The organism is Duganella sp. GW822-FHT06D06 (genome assembly GCF_058799615.1).
The window spans coordinates 1-7050 of sequence record NZ_JBXALQ010000042.1 but is presented as its reverse complement, the minus strand read 5'-3'; the positions used below and the strand labels follow the sequence as shown (position 1 = coordinate 7050).

Sequence of the window (7050 nt, the reverse complement as noted above, 5' to 3'; positions counted from 1 at the left end):
GGCGTGCGCGAGGCGCTGGTCGTCGCGCGCGAGGACCAGCCGGGCGACAAGCGCCTGGTGGCTTACCTGGTCGCCCACAACGGCGCCGCGCCGTCCGCCGCCGACCTGCGCAGCGCGCTGGCCGCCAGCCTGCCGGACTACATGGTACCGGCCGCCTTCATCGCGCTGGACGCCTTCCCGCTGACCCCGAACGGCAAGCTCGACCGCAAGGCGCTGCCCGCGCCGGACCGCGCCGCGCTGGTCGCCCGCGCCTATGAGGCACCGCAGGGCCGGGCCGAGGCGGCGATCGCCGCCATCTGGCAGGAACTGCTGGGTATCGAACAGGTCGGCCGCCACGACCACTTCTTCGAACTGGGCGGCCACTCGCTGCTGGCGGTGCGCTTCGCCTCCCGTCTGCGCGAGACGCTCGGCATCGACGTCCCCTTGAGAGATTTGTTCACCACGCCGACGCTCAGCGCGCTGGCCGTCGGATTGGCCGCCGCCACCGGCGCCGCCCTGCCGGACCTGCTGCCGGCCGACCGCACCGGCCCGTTGCCGCTGTCGCTGGCCCAGCAACGCCTATGGTTCCTCGACCAGCTCGACCATGCCGCCGGCGCCGCCTACCACATGCCGGCCGCCCTGCGTCTGCACGGCCGGCTCGACGCCACCGCGCTACGCGCCGCGCTCGACCGCGTGGTGGCACGCCACGAAATCCTGCGCACCAGCTTTGTCAGTATCGACGGCGCCGCGCGCCAGGTCATCGCGCCCGAGGCACGCTTCGCACTGCGCGAACTGGACCTGGGTCACTTGCATGGCCACGAACAGGAAGCCGCCGTGGCCCGCTACACCGCCGACGAGGCCGGCGCACCCTTCGATCTGGCCGCCGGCCCGCTGATTCGCGGCGCGTTGCTGCGCCTGGCCGACGACGACCATGTGCTGCTCGTCACACAGCATCACATCATTACCGACGGCTGGTCGATCGGCCTGCTGGTGCAGGAATTTTCGACGCTGTACGCCGCCTTCAGCCAGGGTGAGGACGATCCGTTGCCGCCGCTGGCCATCCAGTACGCCGACTATGCCGCCTGGCAGCGTCAGTGGCTGCAAGGCGAGCTGCTGCAAATCCAGACCGCTTTCTGGCGCAACCACCTGGAGGGCGCGCCGGCACTGCTCGAACTGCCGGCCGACCATCCTCGTCCGCCGGTGCAAAGCTACGCCGGCGGCAGCGTGCCGCTGCGCCTGTCGGCCGAGCTCAGCGCCGGCCTGCAAGCGCTGGCGCACCGCCAGGACGCCACGCTGTTCATGACCCTGATGGCCGGCTGGGCTACCTTGCTGGCCCGCCTGAGCGGGCAGGACGAGCTCGTCATCGGCACCCCGGTGGCCAACCGTCAGCATGCGCAAGTCGAACCACTGATCGGCTTCTTCGTCAACACCCTGGCGCTGCGCGTGCGCCTGGACGAGCAAGCCAGCGCCGCCGCGCTGATCGAACAAGTCCGTAACAGCACCTTGCAAGCGTTGGCCCACCAGGACCTGCCGTTCGCGCAGGTGGTCGAGGCCCTCAATCCGCCACGCAGTCTGAGCCACAGCCCGTTGTTCCAGTCGATGTTCGCGCTCAATAACACGCCGCAAAGCGAACTGGAATTGCCGGGCCTGCGCCTGGCGTCCTTGCCGATGACTCAGGCCACGGTCCACTTCGACCTGTCGCTGAACCTGGCAGAAACCGACGGCATACTGTCAGGCGCCATCGACTACGCCAGCGACCTGTTCGAACGCGCCACCGTCGAGCGCTTTGCCATCTACTTCGAGACCCTGATGACGGCAATGGTGGCCGATCCGACGCAAGCGTTGGCCACCCTGCCCCTGCTCGGCCAGGCCGAGCGTGAGCAACTGCTGGTGGACTTCAACGACACCACCGTCGACTACCCGCACGAGCAATTGCTGCACCAGTTGTTCGAAGCCCAGGCCGCACGCCAGCCCGAGGCGCCGGCACTGATGTTCGACGACCAGCAACTGAGCTACGGCGAATTGAACCGCCGCGCCAACCAACTGGCCCACCACCTGATCGCCCAGGGCGTGGCGCCGGATGCGCGGGTGGCCATTTGCGTCGAACGCAGCTTCGACATGGTGGTCGGCCTGCTGGCCATTCTCAAGGCCGGCGGCGCCTACGTGCCGCTAGACCCGGCCTATCCGCAGGATCGCCTGGCCCATATGCTGGAGGACAGCGCTCCGGTCCTGTTGTTGACGCAATCCGCATTGCGCTGCACGCTGCCCACGCTGGCCATGCCGGTATGGGAGTTCGATGGCGCCGCCAGCCGGTCCTCGCTGACAGCGCAGCCGCAGCACAATCCCGTGCTGGCGCCGCTGCATTCGACCAATCTGGCCTACGTGATCTATACCTCGGGCTCGACCGGCCGCTCCAAGGGTGTGATGGTGGAGCACAAGTCGCTGGTCAATTTCTGGCAAGCCATCGGCAGCACGATTTACGACGGCGTGCCGGCCAACTCGACGGTCGCGCTGAACGCCGCCTTCTCGTTCGACATGTCGATGAAAGGCATCCTGCAGCTGCTGTCCGGCCATTGCCTGCTGATCGTCCCGCAGGCCGTGCGCGTCAACGGCGCCGACTTCCTGCTCCTGCTCGAACGGCACGCGGTGGCGGCCTTCGACTGCACTCCTGCCCAGCTTGAAATGCTTGAACAGGCCGGCCTGATGCGCTCGTCCACTTACCAGCCCTTGCGGGTTCTGCTGGGCGGCGAGGCGATCAACGCCAGGCTGTGGCAAGGATTGGCCGCCTCGGCCACTACGCGCTACTACAATATGTATGGCCCGACCGAGGCCACCATCGACGCCAGCTTCGGCCTGATCGAAGCCAGTTCGACGCAGCCGCACATCGGGCGTCCGCTCGACAATGCCCGGATCTATATTCTCGACGCCCACCATCAGCCGGTACCGATCGGCGTGGCCGGCGAGCTCTACATCGGCGGCGCCGGCGTCGCGCGCGGCTACCTGAACCGTCCTGACCTCACCGCCGAGCGCTTCCTGCGCGACCCGTTCAGCAAGGATCCCAACGCCCGCATGTACCAGACGGGCGACCTGGGCCGCTGGCTGGCCGACGGCAATATCGACTACCTGGGCCGCAACGACTTCCAGGTCAAGATCCGCGGCTTCCGCATCGAGCTGGGCGAGATCGAAGCCCGGTTGGCCGCCTGCGACGGCGTGCGCGAAGCGCTGGTCGTCGCGCGTGAAGACCAGCCGGGCGATAAACGCCTGGTGGCCTACCTGGTCGCGCGGGACGGTGCCGCGCCGTCCGCCGCCGATCTGCGCAGCGCACTGGCCGCCAGCCTGCCCGACTACATGGTGCCGGCCGCCTTCGTCACGCTGGAGACCTTCCCGCTGACCCCGAACGGCAAACTCGACCGCAAGGCGCTGCCCGCGCCGGACCGCTCCGCGCTGGTGGCCCGAGCTTACGAGGCGCCGCAGGGTGAGACCGAGACGGCGATCGCCGCCATCTGGCAGGAACTGCTTGGTATCGAGCAGGTCGGCCGTCACGACCACTTTTTCGAGCTGGGCGGCCACTCGCTGCTCATCATCGGCATGATCGAACGCTTGCGACAAAAGGAGCTGCCGGCCGATGTGAAATCCATCTTCAGCAACCCGACACTGTCGGCGCTGGCGGCGGCGCTCGAATCGAACACAATTGCGACGGTCGAGATCCCTGCCAACCCGCTGCTGCAAGTGCATCAGCATATCTCGCCCGAACTGCTCCCGCTGATATCGCTATCCCAGGCGGAGATTGATGTCATTGTTGCCGGCACACCTGGCGGCGCCCCCAACATCCAGGATATCTATCCGCTCGCGCCGCTGCAGCAAGGCATACTGTTCCACCATCTTTTGACGACCTCCGGCGATGCATACCTGGTCGGCATTAGTTTGCGCTTCGATAGCCGCGACCTTCTGGACCGTTTCCTCACGGCGCTGCAAAGGGTCATCGATCGCCACGACATCCTGCGCACCGCCATTCATAGTCAGGGCCTGGAGCAGCCGGTACAACTGGTGCAGCGCTGCGCGCCATTGCCGGTTCATGAAGTGCCGGTAACCGACGCCGGCGCCCCGCTGGCGCAATTGCAGGCGCAGGCCGATCCGCGCAGCCTGCGCTTCGACCTGAGCCAGGCGCCGTTGATGGCGTCGTTCATCGCCGGCGATGTGGCGACGGATGCCTGGCATATGGTGCTGGTCCACCACCACCTGGTGTGCGACCACATGACACTGGACCTGCTGATTGATGAAATCGGACTGATCCTGCAGGATCGTGCCGTGGAATTGCCGACCGCCCAGCCCTATCGTCATTTCATTGCGCAGTTGTCCGCCACACCGCAGGCTGTGCACGAAGCCTACTTCAAACGCCAGTTGGGCGACATGGTTGAACCGTGCGCGCCGTTTGAGGTCCTCGACACCCACGGCAGCGGCGCCAATGTGCATGAAAGCCGTTTGCCGCTGGCGCCGACGCTGGCCCGGCGCATCCGCCAGAACGCCCACCGCCACGGCACCACCTCCGCCGCGCTGTTCCATTTGGCCTGGGCACGCGTGCTGTCGGCCTGTTGCGGCCGTGACGATGTCGTGTTTGGCACCCTGCTGTTTGGGCGCATGCAAGGCACTACCGCCGCCGACCGCGTGCTAGGCTTATTCATCAACACGCTGCCGCTGCGCCTGCCGCTCGGCCAACTCAGTGTCGGGCAGGCGCTCGCCGAAACCAGCCGCCGACTCGCCGAGCTGCTGGAGCATGAACACGCGCCGCTGGCGCTGGCCCAACGCTGCAGCGGCGTGCAGGCACCCGCGCCCCTGTTCACCACGCTACTCAACTTCCGCCACTCTGGATCAGCGTCGGGGTCCAAGCACCTGGACGGACTCGACGGCATAACGCTGCTCGACGGTGAAGAGCGCACCAACTATCCCATCACCGTCTCGGTGGACGACCTGGGCGAGGACTTTTCCATTACCGCCCAGTGCGTCGGCGGCATCGATGCGAAGCGCATGGCAAACTATCTGCGGTGCGTAGTCACGGCGCTGGTCGATGCGCTGGAACACGATGCCGCGTTGCCGGTGACGGCGCTGGACGTGCTGCCGCCCCATGAGCGCGCACAACTGCTGGTGGACTTCAACCACACCGCGACCGACTACCCGTCCGAATTGCTGGTGCACCAACTGTTCGAAGCCCAGGCCGCGCGCCAGCCAGATGCGCCGGCGCTGGTGTTCGACCACCAGCAGCTGAGCTATGGCGAGTTGAACCGCCGCGCCAACCAACTGGCCCACCACCTCATAGCCCAGGGCGTGACACCGGACGCCCGCGTGGCCATCTGCGTCGAACGCGGCCCCGACATGGTCGTCGCCCTGCTGGCCATCCTCAAGGCCGGCGCCGCCTATGTGCCGCTCGATCCGGCATATCCGCAGGAGCGGCTGGCCTATATGCTGGACGACGCCAGTCCAATGTTAACGGTGACTCAACGCGTCTTGGCGCACCGCCTGCGCATGCCGGGTCTGCCATTGCTGGTATTGGATGATGTCGAAGAAATCGACCTCATCCGCGCCCATTCAAGCTCCGATGTGCAAGCTAGCGAAACCGGCCTGCAGGCGCATCATCTGGCCTATGTGATCTACACCTCCGGCTCGACCGGCCTGCCCAAAGGCGTCATGGTGCAGCACCATAGCCTGGCAAATTTCTTGCACTCCATGGCTAGTAGACCCGGCATGACGGCAAGCGATGTTTTGTTGGCGATCACCACGCTGTCGTTTGACATTGCGGCACTGGAACTCTATCTGCCGCTGGCGCTTGGCGCAAAACTGGTGCTGGCCAGCCGCGAGCAGGCCACCGACGCCACCGTCCTCCAGCATATGATTCGCGACAAGCACATCACCGTCATGCAGGCCACTCCGGCCACCTGGACAATGATGTTGGATGACGGCTGGAACGGCGCCCCAGGATTACGCGCGCTGTGTGGCGGCGAAGCGATGAGCGCGAACTTGGCCGCAAGACTGCTAACGCGCGTGGCACAAGTGTGGAATATGTACGGTCCGACAGAAACCACGATCTGGTCCGCTTGCCGCGCCGTGCAGTTCGCGCGAACCCAGGCGACAACGGCGGAACCGATCGGCAATGCGATTGGCAACACCCAGATCTATCTTCTGGACCGGCACCATCAACCGGTGCCACTGGGCGTGACCGGCGAGATCCACATCGGCGGCGCCGGCGTTGCGCGCGGCTACCTCAACCGCCCGGACCTCACCGCCGAGCGCTTCCTGCGCGATCCGTTCAGCGCTGAACCCAACGCCCGCATGTACAGGACGGGCGATCTGGGCCGCTGGCTGGACGACGGCAATCTCGACTACCTGGGCCGCAACGACTTACAGGTTAAGATCCGCGGCTTCCGCATCGAACTGGGCGAGATCGAAACCCGGTTGGCCGCCTGCGAAGGCGTGCGCGAGGCACTGGTCGTCGCGCGCCAAGACCAGCCAGGCGAACCACGCCTGGTGGCTTACCTGATCGCCCACGACGGCGCCGCGCCATCCGCCGCCGACCTGCGCAACATCCTGGCAGCCAGCCTGCCGGACTACATGGTGCCGGCCGCTTTCGTCACGCTGGACGCCTTCCCGCTGACACCGAACGGCAAGCTGGACCGCAAGGCGCTGCCCGCTCCGGACCGCGCCGCGCTGGTGGCCCGAGGTTACGAAGCGCCGCAGGGCCGGGCCGAGACGGCGATTGCCGCCATCTGGCAGGAACTGCTGGGTATCGAGCAGATTGGCCGTCACGACCACTTCTTCGAATTGGGCGGTCACTCGCTGCTGGCGGTGCGCTTCGCCTCCCGTCTGCGCGGAACGCTCGGCGTCGACGTCGCCTTGCGCGATCTGTTCGCCACGCCGACCCTCAGTGCGCTGGCCGTCGGATTGGCCGCCGCCACCGGCGCCGCCCTGCCGGCCCTGCTGCCGGCCGACCGCACCGGCCCGTTGCCGCTGTCGCTGGCCCAGCAACGACTGTGGTTCCTCGACCAGCTCGACCATGCCGCCGGCGCCGCCTACCACATG

At 66.7% G+C, this 7050-nt stretch carries 1 protein-coding gene; it reads left to right on the top strand.

What is annotated here, in order from left to right; translation table 11 throughout:
* On the top strand, nucleotides 1-7050 hold a 7050-nt coding region (locus AC1RMD_RS30995), incomplete at both ends, for an amino acid adenylation domain-containing protein (protein ID WP_492932680.1).